Origin of the sequence: Natronorubrum halalkaliphilum, from assembly GCF_009834785.1 — an archaeon.
Lineage (GTDB): Archaea > Halobacteriota > Halobacteria > Halobacteriales > Natrialbaceae > Natronorubrum > Natronorubrum halalkaliphilum.
In genome coordinates this window covers 12,585-39,065 of sequence record NZ_WUYX01000051.1, presented here as the reverse complement: position 1 = coordinate 39,065, position 26,481 = coordinate 12,585, and the positions used below count along the sequence as shown (strand labels likewise).

The window sequence follows — 26,481 nt, the reverse complement described above, 5'->3', positions numbered from 1 at the left end:
ATATGAAGCTGTCGGTGAACTCGACAGTCAGTCGCGTTGGCGATCGATAGCCCGCCCTCGCCCCGCCGGAACTCGCCGTCTGCTCGAGCGACGTACCTGAATCGTGATGGGATACGAGCGGCCTCGGGCCGGGATCAACCGCACCCGCATCAGTCTGGCGAGAGTTGTGGCCGCCACCGCGAGACGTCGTCTTCGTTGCGCGCGACCAGTGTCACGCGGGGCTCGCCGTCAACGCGATACTCGGCGTAGTAGAGGATCGTCAGCGCCGAACACGCCGTCAGGAGTTCGTTCGGCTCGAACCGGTAGGAATCCCCCGGACCCGATTCGCCCGCCGGCGACTCGAGGTAGTGTTCGTACCAGAGGACGCCCCCGGGAGCGAGGGAAGCGATCAGCGCCGGCAGTCGGTTACGCGCGTCGAAGAAACGCACCGTAACCAGATCGTAGACGCCGTCGGGAAAGCCGTAGCTGTCGACGTCGGCCAGGATCCAGTTGACGGTCACCGAACGGTCCGCGGCCCGTTCGCGGGCGCGGGTCAATTGCGCGCTCGAGATATCGACGGCGTCGACGGTCCAACCGCGTTCGGCGAGGACGAGCGCGTTCCGGCCGGTTCCGGTGGCGACGTCGAGTGCACGCCCCGCGGGATGATCGTCGACGAACGACCGCACGACCGGTGGCAGTCGCTCGCCTGACCGAGCGGTGGCGTGCGGAGCGTGTTCGTTCGCTCGTCGGGAGTCCTCACCAGTCACTGGGTAGTGCTCGCGGGAGCCAGTTCCTTATACTGTTGGACAGCAGTCAATACGAAGCCGATCGTGAATTCGGGGTCGCCGCCCACGGTGACGCCCCCAGCAAACCGATCGGATTCACGTCGTTCTGTTCAACAGTATTAGTTGTCCCAGTCGAGCGTCGGCGGTGTCCGTCGGTGACAGCACCGTCGCGGCGACCGGGACGGACGGCGAGGCTACGTAACGTACAGCGAGTACGCGATGATGAGAAATCCGACGAGCATGAGAACGCTCTCGAGGAGGATCCCGGTCATCAGCGAGACGCCGAGCAGTTCGTAGAGCAGGCCGGCGAGCACCAGTCCGAGGGTGACGAGACCGAACCCGGCGGTGAGATAGCCGAGCGCACGCTGTCGGGTTCGGCGGTAGGCTTTGAACGAAAAGTAGGTGATGAAACTGCCCACGAGCAGGATCAGCGTCTTGACGAGGGTGAGTGCGATGGCGACCGACGTTCCTGTCTCGTGGAAACTCATGCTATTCCGTACGCCGAAATGACGAACGGGACCCAAGTAGCTTGCGTCACGACGGTCGGGGCCGTATCGACCGCCCGCCACTCGGAACAAAATCCGTTCGATCGCCGCCGCGCTTTTCATCACCTCGCCCGAACCGACGGCTATGACACGATTGGTCGAACTCGAGGCGACGGGGCCGCGGAAGCTGGACCCCGCCGATATCGACGACGAAAAGGGAGACGTCGCGATCTGTCAGTGCGGACTCTCGGACTCGTTTCCCTTTTGCGACGGGAGCCACCGCCGGACGACGGACGAAGAGCCGGAGACGACCTACCTGTACGAGGACGGTGAACGAAGGGAACTCGAGCGGGTCGTCACGGCTGCGGACGACGAGGCAGAGAGGGGCGAATAGGGACGAATAGCAATACAGAGAGACGATCGGGAATCGCCCGATACCGTCGTGAACTTTGAACTGTAGCGAGCCCCCGGCGAGATTCGCTCGCCGCTCACCAGGTTTCGATCCGTCCTTCCTGTACGTCTTCGGCACAGCCCTCGCAGTCGGGATGGCCCTCCTCGTAGCAGGCCGGCCGGTACTGGTCGTCGAGCATGGCCGCGCGCTGCTCGGCGTAGCGACGGCAGACGATCTTCGCCCGTCCCGCCTCGTCCGAGGGGAGACTGCGAGCGTTTTTCGCGACTTCGTAGGCCTTTCGCGCCTCCGCGAGCTGTTCGTCCGTCGATCCGCGAACCTGTTCGTACTGCTCGCCAGCCTCCTGGAGCTTCGAGCGAAGGAACCGCTCGAGCCGACGACGATCCGCCATTATCGATTCGTTGGGTCGCGGCCCACATAGTCCCGTCGCCGAGATGCAAGCTGCACGGACCGACGGACCGTCGCTTCCTCCCCGGTTTAGACCGCCGATGTTCACTTTCACTGCGGCCCCGGTACTTTAAATACTGTTGGGCGCGAACCGAGGTATGCCTCCCAGTGAACACGAAAGAGGAGGCGTGACACAATGAGCGACGTACGACAGCACGCAGACGACATACATGACCAGTTTTCGGACCACATCGACGTCTCCGTCGAGGACGTCGAGGAGCGCCTGACGACGCTCGTCGACGAGTACAAAGTCCCGATGGACGAAGCCCGTCGGAGCGTCACCAACCACTACTTAGAGGAAGCAGACCTCGAGCGCGAGGACATCTCGCGGGGCGGCAGCGAGGCCGCGAACGTCGAGGACGTCGACGAGCCAGAGCAGTGGATCGACCTCACCGCGAAGGTCATCGAACTCTGGGATCCCCGGAGCGACTCCGTCGCGCAGGTCGGCCTGCTGGGCGACCCGACGGGAACGATCAAGTTCACCAAGTGGGCCAAATCCGACCTGCCCACGCTCGAGGAAGGCGGCGTCTACGAACTTCGGAACGTCGTCACCGACGAGTACCAGGGCCGGTACTCCGTCAAACTCAACTCGACGACGGTGATCGAAGAACTCGACGAGGAGCTCGAGGTCGGCGACGACACGAGCGAGATCGAAGGCGCACTCGTGGACATGCAAAGCGGCAGCGGGCTCATCAAGCGCTGCCCGAAAGAGGACTGTACCCGCGTCCTCCAGAACGGTCGCTGTAACGAACACGGCGACGTCGAGGGCGAGTTCGACCTCCGCATCAAGGCCGTCGTCGACGACGGCATCGACGCCCACGAGGTCATCTTCGACAAGGAAGCCACTGAGGACCTAACCGGACTGAGCCTGGAGGAAGCCAAGGAGATGGCGATGGACGCCCTGGACACGACCATCGTCGCCGACGAGATCATGGACGATATCGTGGGCACTTACTACCGCATCGAGGGGCCGACGTTCGGCCGCTACGTCCTGGCCGACGACGTCGAAGAACTCGACGGGCCGGCCGATGCTGAACAGCTGCTGATCAAAGCGAGGTCGATGTGACATGAGCCAGTCAGAACTCACCCGCGAAGTCGCCCGACGCGTCTTCGCCTCCGAATTCAACGATTCGACGTACACCTTCAAAGAGAGCGACGACGAGCGCGCACCCAACTACGCGCTCCTCCCGACCGGGGACCGCGCGAACCGCGTGTTCATCGTCGGAACGCTGACCGAGACCGAAGACGTGGGCGAGGACAGCGAGTACTGGCGCGGCCGCGTCGTCGATCCGACGGGGACGTTCTTCGTCTACGCCGGCCAGTACCAGCCCGAGGCCGCCGCGGTCCTCCGTGACACGGAGCCGCCAGCGTACGTCGCCATCGTCGGCAAACCGCGAACCTACGAAACCGAAGACGGCAGCGTCAACGTCTCCGTTCGACCGGAGTCCATCGCCGTCGTCGACGACGCCACCCGCGACCGCTGGGTCGTCGAAACCGCCGAGCGAACCATCGATCGCATCGAGGCGTTCGAGGAGTGGGAAGCCGAACAGGAAGCGCCGGAAAGCGCCTCCACGGCACCCACCAACGAGTACGCCCAGATGGCCCGCAAGCGATACGACTCGCCCGTCATCAACTACCGCAACGACGTGATTCAAGCGCTCGAGCAGCTCGAAGACGTCGAGAGCGACGCCGAAGCGCCGGCCTGAGACGGCGCTCGGTCGCCGTTTCGGTCTGGTATTCTTTTCGTCGGTCGCCGCTATCGAAGAGCCGAGAGTACGATCCAGGGACTGCCAGCACAGCCGTTACCGGGGAGCATCCCGTACGGTGTGCTATGCTGGAGACGGACGCTCCCCGCGACGATGACGACGATCGCGCTCGCCTCGTCGGACTGAATCACGTTGCACTCGAAGTCGGCGACATCGACGACGCCCTCGATTTTTACGGGTCGCTGTTCGCGTTCGACCTGCGGAGTCGAAGCGAGACGAAGGCGTTTCTCGACATGGGCGATCAATTCATCGCGCTCGCGGAGACCGACGCGGCGACAGCGAGCGCGGAAACCGACGACGCCCGTCACTTCGGCCTCGTCGTCGACGACGCGGCTCTGGTGCCCGACCGACTGGAGGTCCTCGATATCGACCGACTCGACGTCCCCGGACTCGAGTTTCGCGATCCGTGGGGCAATCGCGTTCAGGTCGTCGACTACGAGGAGATCCAGTTCACGAAGGCGGCGCACGTTCTCGAGGGGATGGGACTCGAGGGGCTCGAGAAGAGCGACGACGCGCTCGCGGAGCTTTCGGAGAAGGGGCTGGCCCCCGACTCGAGATGAGAGGACGCGGTGATCCGGAGTCACAACCGTCGTTCAGCGGGCCAGTAGTCGGGCTCAGTCCTCGAGAACGCGTTCGACCATCGCACCGACCGCCTCGAACTCGTCGTCGGTGACTTCGTGGCCCGTCTCCGGATAGCGTCGCTCGTCGACCGCGGCGGCTGCGTCCTCAAGGACGCGAGCCGTCTCGGTGACCCGTTCGTGATCGACGTGGGGATCGTCCGCGCCGTAGCCGATGAGAACCGGCGTTCCCGCGAGCGAGCCGTCGATAGCGGTCGATCCGAGCTCTTCGGGCGAACCGGGGAGCGTTCCCGAGAGGACGACGAGCCCGCCGTACCGAGTCGGGTTGCGCCGCACGAACTCCGCCGCGACGCACGCGCCCTGCGAGAAGCCCCCGATGACGGTCCGCTCGGGCGGGACGTCGATCGCTCGCGCTCGCTCGAGTGCGGCGTCGACGCAGTCGACGCTCGAGGAGAGCCAGGGCTCGTTGGTCTCTCGCGGCGCGGTCGCCGGGCGCGGATACCAGCGACTCCGTTCGGCCTGCGGGGCGAGGACGGCAAGTCCGTGGCGATAGGTCGGCTCGAGGAGATTGATGACTCCCTGTGCCGTCGCGCCGCGGCCGTGGCAGAGAATCAACGCGGCGTCTGCACCCAGAGCGGGCGCGCCGGCGGCGACCAGCGGCTGTCCGGCGTGGGGTCCCGAGACGGAACCCATCGAGCGATCCGCATCCGTCATCGCCCGCTCTCGTTCGGCGCCGGGGCCGTCAGTTCCGGAAGTTGGCTCTCGACCAGATCGCGGTCCTGCTCGAACCAGTCGGGCAGGTAGAGCGACTCACCGGGTCCGCCGTCCGGTCCGCTCGCTGCGACGCCGTCGGTCTCGGTCGCCAGTTCGAAGAGCACACCGCCCGGTTCGCGAACGTACAGTGAGTGGAAGAAGTGGCGATCCTTGACTCTGGAAACGTCGTAGTCGCGCTCGTCGAAGAGTTCGCGCCACTCGTAGAGGTCCTCTTCGCTCTCGACCGACACCGCGACGTGATGGAACGTTCCCGGCCCCTCGCGACCGAACGACGCGTCCCGATCGAGGATATCGACGACCGCGGCTCGAGCGCCCGACGCTCGGTACCGGATCCGATCATCGGCTTCCGCTTCGTGCTCGAAGCCCAGGGTCTCGAGGGTACCCGCCGTCGCGTAGGGGTTGACCGACAGAAGGGAGACGCCGTGAATCCCGCGGACCGCTTCGGCTACGGGAACCGGCCCCTCCGCCCACGGCTCGACGCCGGCACGGTCGACCGTCGCCGGCGACCCCCCGACGAGTTCGAGTTGTGTTCCGACCGGATCCTCGAGTCGGAGTGTTCGCTCGTCGAATCGATCGATAGGGTCTTCGACTGCGATGTCGTGGCTCTCGAGTCGGGTCCGCCAGTACTCGAGTGCGTCGTCCGGGACGACGAACGCGGCCGAGGCCACCTGCGGGGTCCCCACGCGGCCGGCGTCGCCATGGGGGTCCGGAAACTGTGTCAGCACCGTGCCGGGTGTTCCGGCCGCATCGCCGAAGTAGAGGTGGTGCTGGAGGATGTCCTCGTAGTTTACCGTCTGCGTGACGAGCCGCAATCCGAGGACGCCCCCGTAGAACTCGATCGCCTCTTGGGCGTCCCCGACGAGACCCGTTACGTGGTGGATTCCCGGCGTGTCGGTGAGCATAGGCGTGAGCGAAATTGGGTCTCGAGGCGGATAGCCTATCTGGTCCGGCGGAGACCGCCGTGGACCGCCGAGCGACGCTTCGGTCTGCGGTCTGCGGTCTGCGGTCGTCGTCTGACAAATGGTTAAGTGCGATGAACGACGAGTACGGGTATCGATGGGCAACAAGAACAAGACGATCTCGTTTCGCGTCAACGAGGACGCGTTCGAGGCGCTCCAGGATATCGCCGCAGAGCGCGACATCTCGTTGTCCGCGGTCTTCCGGGACTACGTCGACCAACTCGTCGAACACGACGGTCAGGTCGAAGTCGTTCCGCGGGCGGAACTCGAAGCGCGCAGCGGGGCCGACGGGGACGGAGACGGAGACGAGGATCGAACGTTCCCGCCGACCGTCGAAGTCCCGAAACGCTTCATTCGCGAACACGAGCGTCTCGAACTCGAGGCCGAACACCTCCGGGAGCAACTCGACGAGTACAAAGCGTACGTCAACGATCTGCAGGATCGTCTCGAGGAGGAGGAAGACGAGGTGCTGTTGCTCGACGAGTTAGACGACGAAGACGAGTCGTATCCGCTGCGGTAGCCGAGCTGAGAGTTGTACGTATCGTCCCTGGCGCTCAGGTCTCGAACCGAAACCGGGGACCGGCCGTCCTATCTCGCGAGGTTCTGTTTTTCCCGTCGGATCTCGTCGCGTTTCTCGTCTGCGCCTTCGACCCGCGCGAGTCCTTCGGCCGCCTCGAGCGTGCGCACGCCGTTGTCCAGAAACGAGAGGACGTCACCGGGGTAGGCGTAGACCATGTAGTCGTCGGTCATCACGTCGACGATCGCGTCCGGGCCTAGCCCCTGGGCGCGGAGTTCGAGGAGATACTGGATGAACTTCCGCTCGGCGCAGCCACAGTAGGGGTTGTTGTCGCAGTTACAGTCGAGGAAGTCCTGCGTGAAATCCAGCACGCGATCCCGCGTCGCGTCGTCGAGTTTCTCGAGGCCCTCGCCCTGGAAGAGCATGTCCAGCGTCGCGCCTTTGAACGCCCCCTTCGGGATGTTCGTCTCGAGCTGGGAGCTGAGCTGGCGGTGATTCTTGATGTAGATCTTATCGGTGATAGCCACGCGTTGGTGCTCCTAGAGGCTGTGTGCCGAAAAACGTCCCGGTCGTGAGCCGTGGGTCACGGACCGCCGTCGTCGGCACGCAGCCGGTAACACAGCCGAACCCGCGGTACGGACTCGCACAGGGTCGTACTCGAGTCGTAACGTATTTGAGTCCAACCGCTCCTAATTCAGGGTGTAAGCGTGTCCGGGTTGGGGTAGTGGTTATCCTTCAGCCTTGTGGAGGCTGAGACGCGGGTTCGATTCTCGCACCCGGACTTTTTCGCGACGAACGGACGTGAGGAGCGAAAAGTCCCGGGAGAGAATCGAATCCTGTCAGTCGCAGCGCCCGAACGAAGTGAGGGTGACCGTCTGGCTTTGGTTCGATTCTCGCACCCAGACGATTCCGCGGCTCGCGGAGTTGTTCGCCACGGCAGTCCTCATACGGTTTACTGTAGTCAATGACCGCCGATCACCGACCCTGTCCCTGGTGATCGGCGGTACATAGTTACAGCAATCCGTATCAGACTCTCGCAGTCAGGTTCAATTCCCCCGCCTGAACTGTCCGCAATACCCGGATCCGCGGGCCGCGGGTAGCCGGCGAGATCACAGGCGAGAGCGTGCGCTGAGACCGAGTACCCTCTGGTCGATCGATCCGACAGCAACCGGTGGAACTCGAGCAAATGCGGTCACCGATAACACCCAATACCGGCCCACCCGTAGGCTCGGCCAATGCCAGAACCGGACGGCCCCTTCGAGTGTGGCACCTGCGAGACGCCGGTGGCGTTCGAGGACGCCCGCCGCACGAAGACGATGGGCGGGCTGGACGCGACGAAGTGGCAGACGCTGTGCTGTCCGAGCTGCGGCTCGAGACTGAAGACGGTGTTCGTCGGCGGGTAATTCACTCCGCCGCGTCCGTCAATCGCTGTACCTCGTCGTCGGACAGCGACACCTGCGAGGCGGCGACGTTCGACTCGAGGTGGTCGGGATCCGACGTGCCCGGAATCGGGAGGATCACGTCCGAGCGCTCGAGCAGCCACGCCAGCGCGACCTGCCGACGGCCGGCGTCGTGGTCGTCGCCGATGTCGTCGAGGAGGTCGCCGTGTGCCTCGAGGTCGTCGCCGTCGATCGGTGCCCACGGAATGAACCCGATATCGGCCTCCGCACAGACCTCGAGCACGTCCGCGTTCGACCGATCGTCCAGGTTGTACCGGTTCTGGACGGTCGCCACGTCGACGTGTTCGCGCGCCGTCTCGAGTTGCTCGACGGAGACGTTGCTGACGCCGACCTGATCGACGAGGCCGTCGTCCTGGAGTTCGGCGAACGTCTGAATCGACTCTTCGTACGGCGTGTCGTCGTCGGGCCGGTGGAACTGGTAGAGATCGATGGTGTCGGTTCGCAGTCGGTCGAGCGAGGCGAGCACCTGATTGCGGATGTAGTCGGGGTCGCCGTGGGCGAGCCACTCGCCATCGCGGTTGCGCAGCAGACCGGCCTTGGTCGCGACCAGCACGTTGTCGGGGTCGCCGATGGACTCCCCGATGAGCCGCTCGCTGACGCCGGGGCCGTAGGAGTCGGCAGTATCGATGAAGTCGACGCCGCAGTCGACCGCTCGCTGGACGACCTCGCGGGCCCGCTCTTCGTCCTCCGGCGGACCGATTATTTCGTCGGCACAGAGTCGCATGGCCCCGAACCCGAGCCGGTGGACGGTCGTGTCGCCGATGTCGAAGGTGTCGCTCTCGTTCGTCGGTGTATCGCTGCTCACACGTCCGATACAGTCGGCCGTCTGATAACGGTTAACCGTTCATCCGCCGGGATCCGCTCACTACCGCTGCTGGGGCTGCCGAGAGATCACGCGTTAGTCCTCGAGCGAGTATTTCAGAAACTGCCAGTCGTCGACGAGTTCCGGCGGCGTCTGCGAGCCGTCGTACTGCGGGGTGGTCTCGAAGCCGAGGCCGCGATACAACGACCGTGCAGCATCGTGGTAGGGCGCGACGCCCAGCCGAAGCGTCTCGAACCCGTCGGCGGCCGCCGCGTCCGTCGCCGTTTCGACGAGCCGGCGCCCGATTCCGTCGCCTCTGTCGCCCGGTCGGACGTAGAGACGCTTCATCTCGATGTTCGTTCCGTCCAGTCGTTTGAGTTGTGCCGAGCCGGCGATCCGGTCGTCGACGAGGGCCAGCACGAGCGGTTCGTCGATCGCCGGCGATGCGAGTCGATCGAGGTCGTCGGCGACGATCGTCTCGATGTCCGCGCCGAACTCGTCGTCGTCGAACCACTCGCGGCCGCGCTCGCCGGCCTTGGTAAAGTACGCTCGTAGGAGGTCCCGAAGCTCGTCCTCGTAGCCCGTGATAGCCGTCCGAACGACGGTTACGCGGTCGTCCATACGAACGGTTTCGAAGTCGATGATGTAAAAAACAGTATGATTCCGCGTCGCGCCGAATCGACACGCGTTCGACCGTGGTCACCGGCCACCGGCCAAAGCTATTTGCTCGGACGTGGCGAATGCGGTTCGCATGAACGGCATCCACGATATGGGCGGGATGCACGGCTTCGGGACCGTTCCCGTCGACGACGACGCCCAGTTCCACGCCGACTGGGAACGAGTCGTCTACGCGCTGGTCCGAGCGATCCGTCCGCAAGAGATCTACAATATCGACGAGAGCCGATACGGAATCGAACGGATGGCGCCCGCGGACTACCTCGCGGCGACCTACTTCGAGCGCTGGCTGGCGAGTCTCGAGCGGAACCTCGTCGAAACGGGTCAGCTCACTGCGGACGAGATCGAGGATGCCCATCGACGCGCACGCGACCTCGAGAATCCAGCGGAGTTCGTCACCGAACGGCGGGACCCAGACCTCGCCGACCGAGTCAGGGACGTGTTCGAGCAACCGGCCTCGTTCGATCGACCGGACGACGACCCGCAGTTCGCCGAGGGAGACGCCGTTTGCGTGCGCAACGACCATCCCGAGGGACATACGCGCTGTCCACGGTACGTTCGGCGAACGACGGGCGAAATCCGAGACGTCCACGGAAACTACGTCTTCCCGGACGCGAGCGCTCGCGGGGAGGAACGCGACGAGCCGCTGTACACCGTCGCCTTCGACGCCGAGGAGGTGTGGGGAGCCGACGCCGAGCACCCCGACGATACGATTCACGTGGATCTCTGGGAGCCGTACCTGCGCCCCGCGGAGGAGACCGATGACTGACGATCACGAACGCGGAGCCGATCGTGAGCGCGAGCACAGCCGTGGGGGAGACCAGGAGAGCGGCCACGGCGACGAACACGATCACGATCACGACGATGGCCACGGCCACGGCCACAGCCACGACGGAACCTACGAGGACCCCCGCCCCCGCGTTCGAGCGATCCAGTCGCTGCTCGTCGAGAAGGGGCTCGTCTCGACGGACGCCATCGACGAGGCGATCGCCGCCTACGAACGGGACATCGGTCCCCAAAATGGGGCCCGCGTCGTCGCTCGGGCCTGGACCGATCCCGAATTCAAAGACCGGCTGCTCGAGGACGCGACCGCCGCGATCGAGGAGTTCGACTTCGAGGTCGGCGTCCAGCACATCGAGGTGAAGGAAAACACCGACGACGTCCACAACGCCGTCGTCTGCACGCTGTGCTCGTGTTATCCGTGGTCGCTGCTCGGTCTGCCGCCGACGTGGTACAAGACGCCAGCCTACCGCTCGCGTCTGGTCCGCGAGCCGCGTGCCGTCCTCGAGGAGTTCGGGCTCGAACTCGACGACGGACTCGACGTCGACGTCTGGGATTCAAGCTCCGAGATCAGGTATATGGTCCTCCCGAACCGTCCCGAGGGGACGGAGGGGAGCGACGAGGACGAACTCGCGGCCCTCGTGACCCGCGACGCGATGATCGGCGTGGAGCGACTCGACGCCCGCGGCACGGATGCGGATGCGGGGTCGGCGGCCGACGGCGGCGTCACCGATCCCGCCGGCGCCTTCGCGGACCTGCTCGGCGTCGACGCGGAGCCGACGTTCACGGCGCCCTGGCAGGCGCGGGCCTTCGGCGTGACCGTCGCGCTGTACGACGAGGGCAGCGGCTTCGACTGGTCGGCGTTCCAGCGGCGGCTGATCGAGGCCGTCGATGCGACGCCGACGGGCGCCTACGCCACCAACTGTGGTCGGGACGCCGAAGCCGACGCCGGCGCGATCGAACGGATTTACTCCGAACAGTGGCACGGAGCGCTCGAGCGGCTGCTCGTCGGTCACGACGTCCTCGAACCCGACGCTATCGACGCTCGAGCGGTCGAATTCGTCGCGGGTGAGCGAACGGCCGAGGAGTTCGTCGCCGGCAACCGAGGCCACTGACCGGCCGGTGCCGGTCAACAGTAACGTACGGTAATCGACCCGCGGTGAAGCGTTTGGGCAGGCCGCGCCGCTTCCCGAGGAGACGGTGGATACAGTGTCCGTTCTCGGAACCTATCCCGGGAGCTGACTGTGCATTTTCAGGTAATTACACAGACATGTGGGAAAGTATTAAGATTATGATCGGGATACGGCATCCTATGGGAGACAATAACACCCATGTCAGTCGCCGCGGGGCACTCCGCGGGATGGGCGGTAGCATCGTCGTCCTGACTGGACTCGGGAGCGTCGGGGGAGCGAGTGCACAGGATGCGATTACGGTAACCGCGGTCTGGACCGACGACGAGGAGGAAGACTTCCTCGCCGTGGTCGAGCACGCCGAAGACGAGACCGGACTCGAGATCACGTACGCTCCGCGGGATACCGAGACCCTTCTGACGGAGACGCTGATGGACTACGAAGTCGGTGTTGCACCCGCGGACATCGTCGTCATGCCGACGGAGGGACGAGTCCGGCGGGACGGCGAAGCGGGCCATCTGGAGCCGCTTGGCGATTTGTGGGACGAAGACGAGTACTCCACCGAACACAACGTGGTTGCGGCCAACGGCGAGGCTTACGCCGCCCCGTTCGGGATGGACCTCAAGCCCGGGTTCTGGTATCGCCAGTCGTTCTTCGACGAGCACGATCTCGAGGAGCCGGAGGACTACGACGAGTTCCTCGATCTGGTCGCCGAGATCGACGGCATCAGCGGCGTGGAGGCGCCGCTGGCCTCGGGCAACGGCGACGGCTGGCCGCTCAGCGACGTCACCGAAGCGTTCATCCTTCGCCAGGACGACGGCCACGAGCTACAGCAAGATCTCATCGAGGGCGACGCCGAGTTCACCGACGACCGCGTCGTCACCGCCTTCGAGGAGCTACAGGACCTGCTGGCCGACGGCTACTTCAGCGAGGTCCGGGACTTCGGCATCCAGTACGAGTTCTTCTGGGAGAACGAGACGCCGCTGTACTTCATGGGCTCGTGGACGCCGACGTTCGGCGCGATCGAGGACCCCGACGACCTGGACTACTTCATGCTCCCCGGGACCGAGGCGATGGTCTCGAGCATCAACTGGGTCACCGTCCCCGCCTACGTCGCCGATCCCGACGCGGCGAGGGACGCGGTCGAAGCGATCGTGTCGCCGGACGGCCAACAGGTCTGGACCGAACGCGGCGGGTTCGTGCCGTCCTCCCTCGAGGTCTCGGATGACGCCTTCGACACCGAGGTCATGCAAGATCTCTCGGAGCACGCGGACGAGGTCGAACTCGTCCCCGACCTGGACGACGCGCTGGGCGACCCGTTCCAGGCGGAGTTCTGGTCGCAACTGCTCGGGCTCTGGGCGGAGCCGGAACAGGACGTCGAATCGATCGTCGAGGCGCTCGACGGCGTCTTACAGGAGACTGTCGACGACTAGCCGTGACCGACCTCGGTGACGACGGTCGACGCGACGGCGGGATCGCCGACTCCCTCATCGTCGTCGGGCAAGAGGTGCGACGGAGCAGCGTCAACGCCGTCGCCGTCGATCTGCTGTACGTGTTCACGACCGCATTTTTCGCCACGCTCGCGGTTCGCGGCTTCTGGCCGCTGCTGATCGCCGCCTTGCCGCTGGCGGTCCTGTTAGCGTTCGCCTGGATGTCGTCGCGGCTCTTTCTGCTCACGAACCTCATCGTACTCGGCCTGGCCGTGGTGGCGACGCGAATGGACGTCGTGCCGTTGTGATCGGTGGGTCGCCAACGCGGCGACCCGCGAGACGTTCGAGGAAACGGCTGAAAGCTCAGTCCGCGACGGCGGCGACCATTCCGCGCTTGTAGTACCGTTCCAGCAGCAGGAACAGGATCACGGGCACGGCCATCGTCATGATCGATCCGGCGGCGATGAGCCCCCACTCGACCTGCACGCGGCCGCGCATCAGCGGCAGCGCCTGCGGCGCGAGGTAGAGTTCGGGCGAGCGCATGAACACCAGCGGGAAGAAGAAGGCGTTCCAGACCCAGGTGAACTGGATGACCGCGACCGAAACGAGCGCGGGTGTCGATAGCGGGAGGATAATCGTCCGGAAGATCTGGTAGCGCGACGCGCCGTCGATTCGCGCGGCCTCTTCGAGTTCCTTCGGGATGCCAAGCAGGTAATTCCGCAAGAACAGCACGACCCAGCCGAGTCCCCAGCCGATGTGGACCAGTATCAGCCCCATGTACGTATCGAACAGGCCGAACTCGCGGAGCGCGTTGTAGTTACCCATCGCGACGAGTTCCGGCGGCGCGGCCATGACCAGCAGTATCAGGAAGAACAGCGTCCGCTTCAACGGGAACTCGAATCGGGCAAAGGGATACGCCGCCATCACTCCGAGCAACATGACGACCAGCACCGCCGGGATCGTGACGATGAACGTGTTTCGGAGCGCCTGCCCCATCGGCGCCGTGCTGTGATTCCACGCCTGGTAGTAGTTCTCGAACGTGATCGTCATCCCCTCGAGGTGCCACCAGCCGCCGATGATCTCGGAGAGGGGGCGGATCGACGCCATGACCAGCCCGATGAAGGGGACGATCCAGAGGAGCGCGATGGTGATCGCGATGACGTACTTGAGGCCTCGTCGCTTCGAGGGAACGGCGTCAGCGATCCGTTCGCTCCAGGTTCGGTCGGCGACCGGCGCCGTCTCGGGTATCTCGTCGACCGACAGGTAGCGGCCGCCGTCGGCTCGGGCGTCGGTGTTCGCGTTGCGATCGGTCGAAGAGTCGGTGGAATTGAAGCTGTCTTCGGTCATGGCTGCTCAGTTCATTCGGGCGATGTACAGCGCGAGCGGGGCGACGATGAACAGTTGAATCAGCGCAACGACCATCGCCATCCCGTAGTCGATCTCCGGCCGGAACGCGGCGCGATACACCTCGATACCCAGCACCGAGTACGCGTGATTCGGGCCGCCCGCAGCACCGCCGGCGGCGTAGACGATGTCGAACATTCGCATCACCCAGATGATCCCCATGATGACGACCACGGCGGTCACCGGCTTGACCAGCGGCCAGATGATATCCCAGAACCGCCGCCACGCGCCGGCACCGTCGACTTTGGCCGACTCGATCAACGACGGGTCGATGGCGGAAAGCGCCGAACTGTACAGCAACATGCTGAATCCGGTGTGGACCCAGATGCCGCCCGCGATGAGGGCGTAGATAGCCACCTGCGGCGACTGCGTCCAGTTGCGGACCCACTGCTCCTGTCCGAGCACTCGGAGCACCTCGTTGAAGATCCCTGCCTGTGGATCGTAGATGAACATGAGGACCAGGCCGATGACGATCGGCGGGACGGTAAAGCCCGCAAAAACCATCGAGCGGAGGATTCGGCGGCCTTTGAGATCGGCGAACAGCAACGCCAGTCCGAGACCGAGGAACGTACTCGCCGGCACGTGAATCACGACCCAGAGGAGATTGTGCGTGAGCGCGCCCATCGGATACCGGAACTCCTGGATGTTAGACCAGTGGACGATGAGCGGATCCCTGAGCGACCGGATCCAGTTGTCCAGCCCGACGAACTCCTCCATCGTGAACGTATCCCAGGCGTAGAAGCTCCCGACGGCCGAGTAGACGATCGGACCCACCGAGAAGATCGCAAAGAGACTCAGTCCGGGAATCAGAAACACCGCCAGCGCAACCGCCTTCTCGCGGTCGATATTCAGGACTCCACCCACCTCGTTATCGGCGGCGAGCGCATCGATGTGGTCTCGTAAGCTCATGGAATGCTGGCTATGTGTGTGAGTCTCGGTCAGGCGACCAACTCGCCGCCGTCGTCGTACAGGTAGGCGTCGTCGTCGTCGAACGTCAGGTAGACTCGCTCGTCCTTCTCGACGGTCCACTCGGACAGCTTCGCGTTCACGATCTGGTCGTTGACGAAGACGTTGAGCAGGATGTACTCCCCCATCGGCTCGACGGTTTCTACCCGCCCTTCGATCACGTTCCCCGACGACGGCCGCGTGGTAGAAACGGTCAGGTCCTCCGGACGAACGCCAACGGCGACGTCGTCCCGAGCGCTGTTCGCCACCACACTGGCCGTACTCGCGTCGTCCTGTCCAGCCGTTTCCACGACGGCTTCGTCGGCGTCGATCTTGCCGGGCAGTTCGACGGTCCCCGCCTCGCCGAGATCGATCGAACCGTTCCGGCGGGTCCCCCGAAACAGGTTCATCGGCGGCGATCCGATGAACCGGGCTACCCACGCCGTCCGAGGTCGTTTGTAGAGCTCCTGAGGCGGTGCGATCTGCTGGATCGTCCCCCGGTTCATGACCACGACCGTGTCGGCCATGCTCATCGCTTCCTCCTGATTGTGTGTCACGTAGACCGTCGTGATCGCGAGTTCGTTCTGGAGCCGTTTCAGCTCGATCCGCATCTCCTGGCGGAGTTTGGCGTCCAAGTTCGACAACGGTTCGTCGAGCAGAAACACCGACGGCTCCCTGACGATAGCGCGAGCGAGCGCCACCCGTTGGCGCTGGCCCCCGCTCAGCGCCGCCGGTTTCTTGTCGACCTGGTCTTCGATGTGGAGCAGTTCCGTGACCGTTGCCACCTTCTGATCTCGGTCATCGGGTGACACCCCGCGAACTTTCAGCGGATAGCCGATGTTCTGTGCGACGGTCATGTGCGGGTACAGCGCGTAATTCTGGAAGACCATCGCGACGTTGCGCTCGCTCGGCGAGCGCCCGTCGACCCGCTCGTCGTCGAAATAAATCGCCCCCTCCGACGGCTGCTCGAGCCCCGCGATGAGTCGCAGCGCCGTCGTCTTCCCACAGCCAGACGGTCCCAGAATAACGAGAAACTCGCCGTCCTCGACCTCGAGGTTCAGCTGATAGTTCGCAACGGTGTTTCCCGCGTCAAAATACTTGCTCACACCGTCCATGGATATTGCTGTCATATACCATACTCTGAGGGCGGATTCACCCATTAATCCCGCCCATACCGCCAGAATTGTTGATATAAGCTCGTCAACGGGTCGGGGTACCGAGGGCAATATGGGACGGTCTCGAGTCGAACCGATCCCGTCACGTCATCAGCGGATTCGTCGACCGCTGTCAGCGGCACTCGAGTCGCCTCGCTTCGGAGCGTATCGTTCCGTGGTTTTGCACCTGCTTACGACGCTCACATAGTTGAACATGTCATCCTCGGATTGAACTGGAGAGAGCGCTCGAACCGCCCGAACGACCGCATCGAACCGCTTACACGGACCGTTCGGCTTGCTGACCCGGTCGAACCGACCTACGCGCGAAGGGGTCGATGTTCCGCCGGTGAAACACCTATCGACGTTCCAGTCGAACCGTTCGTATGGTCCGAAACTCCGCTATCGTCGCGGGCGTGGCCGGGGGCGCGCTGGCCGCCGCCGGCGCCTGGACGCTCTACCAACGGTCCACGACCGAAACCGTTCCGTACACGGTCGTCGCTCACATCGACGACGTCGAGCTCCGCCGCTACCCCGAACAGGCCGTCGTCGAGACGACCGCCACCTCCGAAAACGCGGCGTTCGGTCGGTTGTTTCGGTACCTTAGCGGGGCGAACGACGGCGGCGAGGAACTTTCGATGACCGCCCCGGTCGAAGTGGGCGACCCCGGACCGTCGATCGAGATGACTGCGCCCGTCGAGACCCGCCGCGTCCGCGGCTCTGATGAGGTTCGAATGGCGTTCTATCTTCCACCGGAGTACGACGTGGACTCGGCACCACGACCCACCAGCGACGACGTAACGGTCGTCGAAATCCCCGAGCGAACGCTCGCCGCCAGGCGGTTTACGTGGCGGCCCACGGACGCCCGCGTCGCTCGCGAAACCGAACGGCTGCTGGAGACGCTCGAGACGGCCGGCATCCCCCTCGCCGACGACCCGTTCTTTCTGGGGTACGACGCCCCGTGGACGCTGCCGTTTCTCCGGCGCAACGAGGTCGCTGTGGAACTCGAGGCCTACGGCGGATCGTGATCGACTCCGCTATCGGTGGGTTCGTGACGCTGGTGGGTATCTGGAGGACAGGTCGGGTTCTGACGGCATACTCGGCTTCGCTGTGCGCAACTGATAGGATTCGGAATCGGTCCTCAGTTTCTGCACCTGCTCGCTACGCTCACGGATTAGAAACATGCCGCCTCCCGGATTTGAACCTCGCCGAGACGTTCCGGGTCGCTCACTGCGTTCGCTTCCCGGGCTGCGACTCGTCTGGTTCAAATCCGCTCGGGATGCATACCTGCGGCTCACGAATTTGCTCGCCGCAGAAGTATGCCGCCTCCCCGATTTGAACTTCCGAAAGACTCGCTTTCGCTCGTCTTTCGACTTCCCGCTTGCTGCGCTCGCGGGAACGGGGACAGCCCGATCTTCAGTCGGGTCCAGTAACTTCTCGAGTCTATATCGCGTGAAAAAGCCATGCCGCCTTCCCGGGTTTGAACCTCGCCGAGACGTTCCGGGCCGCTCACTGCGTTCGCTTCCCGGGCTGCGACTCGTCTGGTTCAAATCCGCTCGGGATGCATACCTGCGGCTCGCGAATTTGCTCGCCGCAGAAGTATGCCGCCTCCCGGATTTGAACCGGGGACAGCTCGATCTTCAGTCGAGTGCTCTCCCAGTCTGAGCTAAGGCGGCGCAGTTCTATCTCCGTCCATCGTATAAAAAAGGATTTCGAATCGGAGTCGCCGTTCGAGCGGTCCACCTCGGCACGGGATATGACCGGTGTTGTTCCGATTAGGCCAACACATCGAAAAGTAACGACGAGAATACGATTTGTTTACCAGTCATTGACGCCAGTCTGTTGGATTTTCGGATATTCAAGACACCCTTTTCCGGTCTGGCGAGTAACATCGTGTTATGGAAGCGCTTACCTCGGGTCAGGGAGAGCAAGAACTCTCTGCAGATACCATCCTGGAGCTGCTGGCGAACCGCCGCCGCCGATACCTTCTCTACGCGCTCCGCGGCCAAGAGGGACCGATCGAACTGTCGACGCTCGCCGAGCAGGTCGCCGGCTGGGAGCACGACGTCCCGCCTGACGAGGTCGCCAAGAACGAGTACAAGAGCGTCTACGTCTCGTCGGTCCAGTGTCACGTCCCGAAACTGGCCGACGCGGGCGTCGTCGATCACGACGAAGACAATCACACCGTCGTCCTCTCGGATAACTTCACCCAGCTCGAGCCCTACCTCCGCGTCGTCGTCAAAGACGAACCGGAGAACTCGACGCTACACGCGGCCCTCGAGACGGAGTCCGGCGACGGACTGTTGGGACAGATCAGAGAGAACGTCGCGCGGCTCAAACACTAAGGCATACGCGGGACCGGCGTCCCGTGGAGAGGTATCGTCGTTCGAGCAGTTCGACTCGAGGTTCGGAGGGCTGATTTCTGTCGTCGAGCGCGTTGGCAGTTGCGATTCGGAAGACGCCGCTGGAAACGATCCTCGCGCCGCGATACCGATTCTGTTGACTCGAAAGCCGTTCGCTTCGACGTAGCCTCGAATTACCGGCAGCCGGGAGGGTAATTACCGGCGTATTTATCCATTGTGTGGCAGTTCGAACCAGTAACCGGGGGCGACCACGTACCGTTTCGTGCTCCCGTCGAACCGGCCGCGCGATACCGGTCGCCCGTTACCCGTCCCCTGCTCGTGAGAACGTCACGGCTACCGGACTGACACGGTCAATGGATTGATCAGCGGTCGCGAAGTAGCGGCCCAAAATGGGTCGAGAGCACTCCGTCGGAGAACTCCTCGAACGCGCGGTCACGACGCTGCGATCGGAAGGGCCCCGCGAGTTGTACCGTCGAGGCGGTCCCTATCTCAAGCGGCGTCGGGATCGGTGCTGGAAGCGACTGCTGGCTCGCGCAGGCGGTATTCCTGCTGCGCGGGCGTACCTCCGGGCTCGTCGGATCGTTCGGCCCGACACGATCACCGACGCAGAGCCGTTTGAGCGGCTGTGGATCGATCCCGGACGGATCGACCTGCAGGTTCGGACGGCATCGAACCGCTGGGGACGGGTCGTCGACGGCGAGTGGGACCGAGCGGCGGTTCCGTTCGAGGAAACCGTCTCGTACCGGAGCGTCGAGGCGCATTTCCGGCACGGGACGCCCTGGCGAGAGACGGCCGAATTCGAACAGTACCGCGAGCGACTCGAGGCAGGGGAGCAGCCGAAGGGGTGTACCACCGAAGAGGAACTCGAGAGCCGCTTCGAGGAACTGGATGCGATCTACGAGCAGATCGCGACCGACGGCTATCGCTCACAGCCCGCCCTCTGGGCCGACCGACCCGAGTACCAGCGAACTGTATTCTACAAGTGGGATCGGACGCTCGACCCCCGACTCGACGAAGTGACCGTGAGTATCGGTCGAAACGGTTCGATACTACACAGCGACCGCGGCGATCACCGGCTGGCGATCGCCACGTTACTCGACTGCCCGACGATTCCGGTCCTCGTCCGACGCCGACACGCGCGGTGGCAATCGATCCGGGACGAAATCGTGTCGGCGACCCGGCGGTCGGACCTGACCGCTCGAGCCAGATCACACCTGGACCACCCCGACGTACGACGGTGTCACGAGTTCGAGGAGCCACCAGCCGAGAACACGCGCTCAGCCGCGAGTACGGCCCGAGACTGACGGTTTCCAGACGACTGATACGGATTGCTGTAACTAGTTACCGCCGATCACCAGAGCGGGATCGGCGATCGGCGGTAATTGACTACAGGAAACCGTATGAAGCCGTGGACGGTCTCCTGTTTCCCGTGTAACCGTCATCGATACGCATCCTTGAGCCGTCTTCTCCTCCAACAACGGGTGTGCTGACTGCGCGAGTACGAGCGATGGTGGACACCGCGTTTCGACTGTTCCCGAACCTCAGTAGCCAACGGGAAGGGGGAAACACCTCGATACCGACGGGCCCGGTGAACGCAGCCACCGATTTCGATGCGTCAGTGGCTCCGTAACTATCCGGGTCCGTCCCGGGGAACACAGACGAGGATCATGCTCGAATCTCGAGATGGCGAGGCCTTCCGACCCGCACCCGTCCCAGAAGCGTGGCATCCACACTCGAACGACGGGGTCGTCGGCGTTCGAATCGCGGCGATGGACGACGATCAGCCGTCGTCGTCGGAATGGATCTGGTCGACGAAGTGGCTCGATCTCACTGCTAAGCGATAGTCGGTTTTTATCCCGATCTCAGCCTCGCCTGTCAGTTGCAGCGAAGCGATCACTCGCGTGGCACAGACGGGGACCGAGTTCGAATCGGACGATCCGCTGTAACTCTTTCCCGGCGCGACCGCACGACCGCTCGCGGTCTCCGGCACTGACTGACAGCAGTCCGTATCAGTTCGCGGACTCGACGGTGTTCTGGAGCGCCGGATGATCGGACTCCGTTCCGTTTTGTACGTACCGGTCCCGCCGGTTCATCCACTCCCGGTGGCGAACGAGAACGCCGACCGGAATCGACTCGAGGCCCAGCAGTTTCGCGATCGCGAGTCGGTGGCGTCCGTTGACGAACAGGAGTTCGCCGTCGCGGCCGATATCTACGAGTACTTCTTCGGTTACCCCGAGCAACGAGTCGTAACCGAGTTCTCGCTGAGATCGATACCCGTCGCGACGGATCCGCTCGTAGAGTTCGTCGATGCGAGCACAGCGCTCGAGAATACCGTCTCTGGTGGTAAGACTCCGCCAGGACGGGCGGTTCTCCTCGGCCAGTTCGAGACACCGCTCGACGAACGGCGTCTCGGTCCAGTCGATCCCATCGACGAAGTGGGCCCGCATCGATCGGAAGAAGACGCTCTCCTCGAATCGCACCGCGCGATAGAGATCGTAGCGGTCCCGGTAGTCGTCGTCGATGATCACGACGTCGTCGAGATCGGGGCGATCCCAGTCGCCGTCGCGGACGGTCCCGAGTTGCGCGGCCTTCTCGTGGTACGGTGGATACGGCCGACCCGTGAACGTACGAATTCGGGTTGGATCGACCGTGAACGTCGCAAACGGATCCGGTGGGTGGTCGAACGGGTTGAAATCGTCCGTGTTCACGCGCCGGATATACGCGTTCTTCGCGGCGGTCGGCGCAGTCACCGGCACGGACGCGTACAGTTGCTCGAGCGTTTGAAGCGACAGCCACGATCGATCGCCGAGAGACATATGCTCGTCAAACCACAATCGGGCGGAAAAACTGATACCGTCGTTCACAGAATTCAGCACCTGATTCTCAGGCGGAAGTGACCCTCTTCGATTCCCTAACGTTCTCATAACAATACCTGTTCGGCGCATGTTTCGATTCGAATTCATGTCTACCGAGGACCTTACACGTCGCGAGAAACTCCGGGGGTTGTTCCTGGTTGCGACCTACCGGCCAGCCGTGACACTCTTCCTCATCCTCTGTAGTGGAATCGTCGCTGTACTCGAAGGGGTGGGTGTGAGTTTCATCGTCCCGATCATCGAAATGGCGCAGTCATCGGGTGACGCCGCAGCCCAGGACGATCGGATCGTCGAGGCGTTCGTGACCGTCTTCGAGATTGCCGGGATCCCGTTCACGCTGGGGTACATCGTGGCGACCGTCAGCGTGATCATCTCCATTCGGTACATCTCGTCGTTTCTGGTCGGATGGATGCGCGTCTGGCTCCGGACGAACTATGTCCGTGATCTCCAGTCTCGCGCCTTCCGAAGCGCACTCGACGCGCGAGTCGCCTACTTCGATCGGGAAGGCTCCGACGACGTCCTCAACGCGATCGTCACGCAGGCGGAGTACGCCGGTAAAGTGATCCGTGACTTCGTCCGCTTCTTCGAGCAGGTGCTGTTGATCGGGATGTACCTCGCGATCGCGTTCTACATCTCGCCGCTCATGACCGTCGTCGCCGGGGTGGCGATCGCGTCCCTGACGTTCCTCATCCGGCACGTCCTCGAAGGCGGCTACGACGTCGGCGATCAGGTCGCCGACGCGAACGAGGGAATCCAGCAAAACGTCCAGACGGGAACCCAGGGGATCCGGGACGTGAAACTCATCGGGATGCACGACCAACTGTACGACCAGTTCTCGACGCACCTCGATCGATTCACGGACTCGTCGATCAAACTCGGTCGCAACGAAGCGGCGATCGGCTGCGCCTATAACCTCTCGATCGCCGTCATGGTATTCGGGCTGATCTACGTCTCTATCACGTTTGCCGACATGTCTCTCGGAGCGCTGGCCGTGTTCCTGTTCATCATGTTCCAGCTCGGCCCGCGGGTCAGCAACGCGAACGAATACTTCTACAAGGTCGAAGGACGCCTCCCGCACCTGGTCCGCACCCAGCAGTTCATCGAAGAACTCGAGGCGAACGAGGATATTCGCGGCGGCGACCGGCCGGTTCCCGAACCGGCGACGCCGATCGCGTTCGAGGACGTCTCCTTCGCCTACGAGGAGGACGAACCGGTCTTACAGGACCTCTCGTTCCGCGTCGACGAGGGCGAGTTCATCGCGTTCGTCGGCCAGTCCGGCGAAGGGAAGTCCACGATCGCCTCGCTGCTCGCTCGACTGTACGCCCCCGACGACGGCGAGATCACCGCCAACGGCACGCCGATCGACGAGTTCGATACCGACGAGTGGCGCTCCCGAATCGCCTTCGTTCGACAGGATCCGTACATCTTCAACGAGACGCTCCGCGAGAACATCACCGTCGCCAACGCCGATGCGACCGAGGCGGAGATCGAAGACGCTTGCGAGATCGCTCAAGTCACCGAGTTCCTCGATGAGTTGCCCGACGGCTACGACACCGAACTCGGCGACGACGGCGTTCGCCTCTCCGGCGGCCAGCGCCAGCGGGTCGCCCTCGCCCGCGCCCTCCTCGAGGACGCTGACATCCTCGTCCTGGACGAAGCGACGAGCGACCTCGACGCGACCATCGAACGCCGCGTCCAGGACGGCATCGAGTCGATGTCACAGGAGTACACCATCGTCGCCATCGCCCACCGGCTCTCGACCGTCCGGGACGCCGATCGGATCTACGCCCTCGAGGGCGGGACGATCGCCGAACACGGCGAACACGGCCAGTTGCTCGAACAAGAGGGTGCGTACGCGGAGCTGTACGCGGTGCAGTGATCCTCGATCGAGTTTGCGAGCGGCTCGAGTGACGTCTATGGGAACGCAGATCGATGGGCTCGAGCGGGTTCGAACCACCTGAACTTCGCTCACTACCGTTCGCTCGTTCCGTCGTTCGAACCCACCGCTCGCATCACAGTGCTGGCGCTCACGAATTTGTTCGCGCCAGCAATAGTGGGCTCGGGCGGGTTCGAACCACCGACCTCGGCCTTGTAAAGGCCGCGTCATAACCAGCTAGACCACGAGCCCGCATCCGAAGCAAGTCCCCCCGCCCGAATAACCTTTACTTTCTCGCGTCGCAGGCAAACCATGGTCTTCGAGCGCGTCTGGAAGGCACTGTTGGCCGTCGTCGCGGTGTCTCTGCTCGTCTTTCTCGTCCTCCAGATCGGACTCGTGACGCCGCCCTGGGCCGAGGATCGGGCGGAGGTTCGCGTCCTCGACGGTGACACGGGCGACGAGCTCGCGACCGTCGAGGCCGAGGTCGCGGACACCCGCGCCGAACGCTACACCGGGCTGAGCGATCACGACTCCCTCGAGGAGGGCCACGGAATGCTGTTCGTCCACTCGAGCGAGCGCGAGCGGACCTACGTCATGCGCGGGATGGAGTTCGACATCGACATCATCTTCATCGACGCCGACGGCGAGATCACGACGATCGAGCACGCTCGAGCCCCCGAGCCGGGCGAGGACGGCAACGATCTCGAGTACACGGGACAGGCCCAGTGGGTCCTCGAGGTACCGCGGGGCTACGCCAACGAGACGGGGATGAGCGCCGGTGACGAGGTCGAGATCGAGTACGAGTGAGGCGGTTGCTGTAACGATTTCCTGGAGCAACTGCGATACGGAAGCGGTTGCACCGGGGATGACTTACAGCAGTCCGTATAAGCCGCGACCCGCGCGGGAGGTGTTTCGATTCGTAGCAAACCCTTATTGGAGGCGATCCCCGAGACGAACGTAATGCAGGATGTCGACTGGGACGAGGACGACCCGTTCGAAGAACAACGGGAGAACATCGACAGCCCGATGAAGCGGCTGATCTTCGAGTACGGTCGTCCCTACTGGTTTTCGGTGACCGCCGGGATCACCGGCAGCGTGCTGGCGCGATTGCTCGATCTGATTCCGCCGATCTTGCTCGGCGTCGCGATCGACGCGATCTTTCTTCAACAACAGGCGTTTAGCATCCGGTTCATTCCGGACGCGTGGTTGCCGACGGATCAGACCGAGCAGTTCGCGCTCACCGTCGCGATCATCGCCCTCTCGTTTCTCGTCGGCGCGGCGTTTCACTGGATTCGCAACTGGGGGTTCAACTCGTTCGCACAGGACATCCAACACGACGTGCGAACCGACACGTACGACAAGATGCAGCGTCTGGACATGGACTTCTTCGCCGACAAGCAGACCGGCGAGATGATGTCCATCCTCAGCAACGACGTCAACCAGCTCGAGCGGTTCCTCAACGACGGGCTGAACTCCGCGTTCCGGCTGGGCGTGATGGTGATCGGGGTCGGTGCGGTCCTCTTTACGATCAACCCGCAACTCGCGCTCGTCTCCATCGCTCCCGTGCCGCTGATCGCCGTCTTCACCTACGTCTTCGTCAAGAAGATCCAACCGAAGTACGCCGCCGTCCGCTCCTCGGTCGGGAAGGTCAACTCCCGTCTCGAGAACAACCTCGGGGGCATTCAGGTGATCAAGGCGAGCAACACCGAAGGCTACGAGTCCGAGCGCGTCGACGACGTCTCGCGGAAGTACTACGACACCAACTGGGGGGCGATCAACCTCCGGATCAAGTTCTTCCCCGGCCTGCAGGTCATCTCCGGAATCGGGTTCGTGCTCACCTTCCTCGTGGGCGGCTACTGGGTGTTCGCCGGCGCACCGGGACCCTTCACCGGCACGCTCGAGGTCGGACAGTTCGCGACGTTCATCCTCCTGACCCAGCAACTCGTCTGGCCGATGGCCCAGTTCGGGCAAGTGATCAACATGTACCAGCGCGCGGAGGCCTCGAGCGAGCGGATCTTCGGTCTGATGGACGAGACCGGCCGCATCGAGGAGAACGCCGGCTCCGAGCCGCTCGAGGTCACTGAGGGCCGTGTCGAGTACGATGACGTCACCTTCGGCTACAGCGACGCGGAGACGATTATCGACGACATCTCCTTCGAGGTTCCGGGCGGAGAGACGGTCGCACTTGTCGGCCCGACCGGCGCCGGAAAGTCGACGGTGCTCAAACTCCTGCTTCGGCTCCACGACATCGACGACGGGGCGATCCGGGTCGACGGGCAGGACATCCGTGACGTCTCGCTGCCGAGTCTTCGCCAGTCGATGGGGTACGTCGGCCAGGAGTCGTACCTCTTCTACGGCACCGTCGAGGAGAACATCACCTACGGGACCTTCGAGGCGAGCGAGGCGGAAATCGTCGAGGCCGCCAAGGCCGCCGAGGCCCACGACTTCATCGAGAACTTACCGGACGGCTACGACACGATGGTCGGCGAGCGCGGCGTGAAACTCTCCGGCGGCCAGCGCCAGCGCGTCGCCATCGCCCGCGCGATCCTCAAGGATCCGGACATCCTCATTCTGGACGAGGCGACCAGTGACGTCGACACCGAGACGGAGATGCTCATCCAGCGATCGATCGACCGGCTCACCGAGGATCGAACGACGTTCGCCATCGCACACCGCCTCTCGACGATCAAAGACGCCGACCAGATTCTGGTCCTCGAGGGCGGCGAAATCGCCGAGCGCGGCACTCACGGCCAACTGCTGGACAACGCCGGACTCTACTCACACCTCTGGGGCGTTCAGGCCGGCGAAATCGATGAACTGCCCCAGGAGTTCATCGAACGCGCCCAACGGCGGACCGCGCGAACGGAAGCCGGCAACGACGACGACTGAGCGA

29 protein-coding genes and 3 tRNA genes are annotated in these 26,481 nt (G+C 63.7%); 18 read left to right on the top strand and 14 right to left on the bottom strand.

The features are described from left to right. Positions 1–149: 149 nt before the first annotated feature. Positions 150–746: a class I SAM-dependent methyltransferase gene (locus GS429_RS15550; protein WP_328821428.1), complete on the bottom strand. Its 597-nt coding sequence runs from the start codon at positions 744–746 to the stop codon at positions 150–152. Positions 747–958: 212 nt separating this feature from the next. Further along, complete coding sequence (locus tag GS429_RS15545) at positions 959–1,252, bottom strand: DUF7521 family protein (protein ID WP_160066263.1); 294 nt, start codon at positions 1,250–1,252, stop codon at positions 959–961. 142 nt (positions 1,253–1,394) lie between these two features. Here GS429_RS15545 and GS429_RS15540 point away from each other — a divergent pair, with 142 nt between their 5' ends. Beyond that, the gene (locus GS429_RS15540; RefSeq protein WP_160066262.1) at positions 1,395–1,643 is read left to right on the top strand and encodes a CDGSH iron-sulfur domain-containing protein; all 249 of its coding nucleotides are present in this window, start codon (positions 1,395–1,397) and stop codon (positions 1,641–1,643) included. Positions 1,644–1,737: 94 nt separating this feature from the next. On the opposite strand, the gene GS429_RS15535 is transcribed toward GS429_RS15540, so the two are convergent. Further along, the gene (locus tag GS429_RS15535; RefSeq protein ID WP_160066261.1) at positions 1,738–2,049 is read right to left on the bottom strand and encodes a DUF7091 family protein; all 312 of its coding nucleotides are present in this window, start codon (positions 2,047–2,049) and stop codon (positions 1,738–1,740) included. A gap of 192 nt (positions 2,050–2,241) precedes the next feature. Between GS429_RS15535 and GS429_RS15530 the strand changes: the two genes are divergently transcribed. The 3 genes from GS429_RS15530 to GS429_RS15520 all read left to right on the top strand — a co-directional run bounded on the left by GS429_RS15530 (position 2,242) and on the right by GS429_RS15520 (position 4,431). Beyond that, on the top strand, positions 2,242–3,171 hold the full coding sequence (locus tag GS429_RS15530) for a replication factor A (protein WP_160066260.1): 930 nt from the start codon (positions 2,242–2,244) through the stop codon (positions 3,169–3,171). A 1-nt stretch (position 3,172) separates the two neighbouring features. Then, entirely contained in the window at positions 3,173–3,811 is a 639-nt protein-coding gene (locus tag GS429_RS15525; RefSeq protein ID WP_160066259.1) for an RPA family protein, read from the top strand. A gap of 125 nt (positions 3,812–3,936) precedes the next feature. After that, positions 3,937–4,431 carry a VOC family protein gene (locus GS429_RS15520; protein WP_160066258.1) on the top strand — a complete coding sequence of 165 codons (495 nt, stop codon included), beginning with the start codon at positions 3,937–3,939 and terminating at the stop codon, positions 4,429–4,431. A 54-nt stretch (positions 4,432–4,485) separates the two neighbouring features. Here GS429_RS15520 and GS429_RS15515 read toward each other — a convergent pair whose 3' ends face one another. Both GS429_RS15515 and GS429_RS15510 read right to left on the bottom strand, forming a co-directional pair. After that, positions 4,486–5,163 (bottom strand): alpha/beta hydrolase, encoded by a 678-nt coding sequence (locus GS429_RS15515; protein ID WP_160066257.1) that lies wholly within the window; start codon positions 5,161–5,163, stop codon positions 4,486–4,488. After that, entirely contained in the window at positions 5,160–6,125 is a 966-nt protein-coding gene (locus tag GS429_RS15510) for a VOC family protein (protein WP_160066256.1), read from the bottom strand. The genes GS429_RS15515 and GS429_RS15510 overlap by 4 nt, the downstream gene beginning before the upstream one ends. A gap of 154 nt (positions 6,126–6,279) precedes the next feature. On the opposite strand from GS429_RS15510, the gene GS429_RS15505 reads away from it, so the two are divergent. Next, complete coding sequence (locus GS429_RS15505; protein ID WP_160066255.1) at positions 6,280–6,702, top strand: DUF8146 domain-containing protein; 423 nt, start codon at positions 6,280–6,282, stop codon at positions 6,700–6,702. Positions 6,703–6,770: 68 nt separating this feature from the next. On the opposite strand, the gene GS429_RS15500 is transcribed toward GS429_RS15505, so the two are convergent. Then, the gene (locus GS429_RS15500; protein WP_328821427.1) at positions 6,771–7,226 is read right to left on the bottom strand and encodes a DUF5814 domain-containing protein; all 456 of its coding nucleotides are present in this window, start codon (positions 7,224–7,226) and stop codon (positions 6,771–6,773) included. 183 nt (positions 7,227–7,409) lie between these two features. Here GS429_RS15500 and GS429_RS15495 point away from each other — a divergent pair. After that, positions 7,410–7,481, top strand: a tRNA-His gene (locus GS429_RS15495). A gap of 453 nt (positions 7,482–7,934) precedes the next feature. Continuing rightward, positions 7,935–8,102: a hypothetical protein gene (locus GS429_RS21940; protein WP_201294033.1), complete on the top strand. Its 168-nt coding sequence runs from the start codon at positions 7,935–7,937 to the stop codon at positions 8,100–8,102. A 1-nt stretch (position 8,103) separates the two neighbouring features. Here the strand turns inward: GS429_RS21940 and GS429_RS15490 are convergent, their stop codons facing one another. Continuing rightward, positions 8,104–8,964, bottom strand: coding sequence for an aldo/keto reductase (locus GS429_RS15490; protein WP_328821426.1), 861 nt, complete (start codon positions 8,962–8,964; stop codon positions 8,104–8,106). A 93-nt stretch (positions 8,965–9,057) separates the two neighbouring features. Then, a complete protein-coding gene (locus GS429_RS15485; protein ID WP_160066254.1) occupies positions 9,058–9,582 on the bottom strand; it encodes a GNAT family N-acetyltransferase in 525 nt (174 codons plus the stop codon). 130 nt (positions 9,583–9,712) lie between these two features. On the opposite strand from GS429_RS15485, the gene nthB reads away from it, so the two are divergent. The 4 genes from nthB to GS429_RS15465 all read left to right on the top strand — a co-directional run bounded on the left by nthB (position 9,713) and on the right by GS429_RS15465 (position 13,284). Further along, positions 9,713–10,405 carry a nitrile hydratase subunit beta gene (gene nthB / locus GS429_RS15480; protein WP_160066253.1) on the top strand — a complete coding sequence of 231 codons (693 nt, stop codon included), beginning with the start codon at positions 9,713–9,715 and terminating at the stop codon, positions 10,403–10,405. After that, a complete protein-coding gene (gene nthA / locus GS429_RS15475) occupies positions 10,398–11,531 on the top strand; it encodes a nitrile hydratase subunit alpha (RefSeq protein WP_160066252.1) in 1,134 nt (377 codons plus the stop codon). The genes nthB and nthA overlap by 8 nt, the downstream gene beginning before the upstream one ends. Positions 11,532–11,728: 197 nt before the next feature. Next, on the top strand, positions 11,729–12,979 hold the full coding sequence (locus GS429_RS15470) for an ABC transporter substrate-binding protein (protein WP_160066251.1): 1,251 nt from the start codon (positions 11,729–11,731) through the stop codon (positions 12,977–12,979). Positions 12,980–12,981: 2 nt separating this feature from the next. Then, positions 12,982–13,284, top strand: coding sequence for a hypothetical protein (locus GS429_RS15465; protein WP_235920829.1), 303 nt, complete (start codon positions 12,982–12,984; stop codon positions 13,282–13,284). Positions 13,285–13,339: 55 nt separating this feature from the next. Here the strand turns inward: GS429_RS15465 and GS429_RS15460 are convergent, their stop codons facing one another. Genes GS429_RS15460 through GS429_RS15450 form a run of 3 tightly spaced genes read right to left on the bottom strand, consistent with a single transcriptional unit; the run spans position 13,340 to position 16,440 of the window. Then, positions 13,340–14,323: a carbohydrate ABC transporter permease gene (locus GS429_RS15460; protein ID WP_160066250.1), complete on the bottom strand. Its 984-nt coding sequence runs from the start codon at positions 14,321–14,323 to the stop codon at positions 13,340–13,342. A 6-nt stretch (positions 14,324–14,329) separates the two neighbouring features. Continuing rightward, complete coding sequence (locus tag GS429_RS15455) at positions 14,330–15,289, bottom strand: carbohydrate ABC transporter permease (RefSeq protein ID WP_160066249.1); 960 nt, start codon at positions 15,287–15,289, stop codon at positions 14,330–14,332. A 29-nt stretch (positions 15,290–15,318) separates the two neighbouring features. Continuing rightward, the gene (locus tag GS429_RS15450) at positions 15,319–16,440 is read right to left on the bottom strand and encodes an ABC transporter ATP-binding protein (RefSeq protein WP_160066268.1); all 1,122 of its coding nucleotides are present in this window, start codon (positions 16,438–16,440) and stop codon (positions 15,319–15,321) included. Positions 16,441–16,862: 422 nt separating this feature from the next. Between GS429_RS15450 and GS429_RS15445 the strand changes: the two genes are divergently transcribed. Further along, complete coding sequence (locus tag GS429_RS15445; protein ID WP_160066248.1) at positions 16,863–17,504, top strand: SOUL family heme-binding protein; 642 nt, start codon at positions 16,863–16,865, stop codon at positions 17,502–17,504. 574 nt (positions 17,505–18,078) lie between these two features. On the opposite strand, the gene GS429_RS15440 is transcribed toward GS429_RS15445, so the two are convergent. Continuing rightward, positions 18,079–18,152: transfer RNA gene (locus tag GS429_RS15440), tRNA-Phe, on the bottom strand. Between the two features lie 222 nt (positions 18,153–18,374). Here GS429_RS15440 and GS429_RS15435 point away from each other — a divergent pair. From GS429_RS15435 to GS429_RS21935, 3 genes are all read left to right on the top strand, one after another. Then, complete coding sequence (locus GS429_RS15435; protein WP_160066247.1) at positions 18,375–18,821, top strand: DUF7344 domain-containing protein; 447 nt, start codon at positions 18,375–18,377, stop codon at positions 18,819–18,821. A gap of 407 nt (positions 18,822–19,228) precedes the next feature. Beyond that, positions 19,229–20,143: a hypothetical protein gene (locus GS429_RS15430; protein ID WP_160066246.1), complete on the top strand. Its 915-nt coding sequence runs from the start codon at positions 19,229–19,231 to the stop codon at positions 20,141–20,143. 363 nt (positions 20,144–20,506) lie between these two features. Further along, positions 20,507–20,683, top strand: coding sequence for a hypothetical protein (locus tag GS429_RS21935; RefSeq protein ID WP_201294032.1), 177 nt, complete (start codon positions 20,507–20,509; stop codon positions 20,681–20,683). A 165-nt stretch (positions 20,684–20,848) separates the two neighbouring features. Here GS429_RS21935 and GS429_RS15425 read toward each other — a convergent pair whose 3' ends face one another. Further along, positions 20,849–21,655, bottom strand: a complete 807-nt coding sequence (locus GS429_RS15425) for a hypothetical protein (protein WP_160066245.1) — start codon at positions 21,653–21,655, stop codon at positions 20,849–20,851. Positions 21,656–21,800: 145 nt separating this feature from the next. Between GS429_RS15425 and GS429_RS15420 the strand changes: the two genes are divergently transcribed. Then, positions 21,801–23,591, top strand: a complete 1,791-nt coding sequence (locus GS429_RS15420) for an ABC transporter ATP-binding protein (protein ID WP_160066244.1) — start codon at positions 21,801–21,803, stop codon at positions 23,589–23,591. A gap of 175 nt (positions 23,592–23,766) precedes the next feature. Here GS429_RS15420 and GS429_RS15415 read toward each other — a convergent pair. Next, a tRNA-Val gene (locus GS429_RS15415) sits at positions 23,767–23,840 on the bottom strand. A 60-nt stretch (positions 23,841–23,900) separates the two neighbouring features. Between GS429_RS15415 and GS429_RS15410 the strand changes: the two genes are divergently transcribed. Both GS429_RS15410 and GS429_RS15405 read left to right on the top strand, forming a co-directional pair. Beyond that, positions 23,901–24,395 carry a DUF192 domain-containing protein gene (locus tag GS429_RS15410; protein WP_160066243.1) on the top strand — a complete coding sequence of 165 codons (495 nt, stop codon included), beginning with the start codon at positions 23,901–23,903 and terminating at the stop codon, positions 24,393–24,395. A gap of 153 nt (positions 24,396–24,548) precedes the next feature. Next, positions 24,549–26,477 carry an ABC transporter ATP-binding protein gene (locus GS429_RS15405; protein ID WP_160066242.1) on the top strand — a complete coding sequence of 643 codons (1,929 nt, stop codon included), beginning with the start codon at positions 24,549–24,551 and terminating at the stop codon, positions 26,475–26,477. The last annotated feature ends 4 nt before the right edge of the window (positions 26,478–26,481 follow it).